We start from the raw sequence: 317 nt of genomic DNA on the forward strand, positions 1-317 counted from the left end.
AAAATACTATGCGTCACTACTCTGTGATGACGGGGTAGAAGCACCGGCAAAGCCAACATTGATATCAAATATCACGGGGGCTTGATGTGGGGGCTGAGTCATTACGCCATCAAATCAGACGGCAATAAGATTGCTAATCCGCGCCACCTTATCAATGCCAGCCGTCACCTACGTCGAAAACAAAAAAGCCTTATCTCGCAAGCAAAAAGGGAGTGCTAATCGCCGTAAAGCCCGAATACAGCTTGCAGGTGTACACGAACGGGTAGCCAATGCCCGTGCTGATTTTCAACACAAACTCTCTCGTGCAATTGTTGACG

Annotated in this window: 1 pseudogene; it reads left to right on the forward strand. The window is 48.3% G+C overall.

The window, feature by feature from the left end:
- Positions 1-317: pseudogene (locus tag BHE89_RS00190) on the forward strand (RNA-guided endonuclease InsQ/TnpB family protein); the annotation flags it as partial.

It is taken from the genome of Shigella sp. FC1967 (genome assembly GCF_001743005.1).
In the GTDB taxonomy this organism is placed as follows: Bacteria; Pseudomonadota; Gammaproteobacteria; order Enterobacterales; family Enterobacteriaceae; genus Proteus.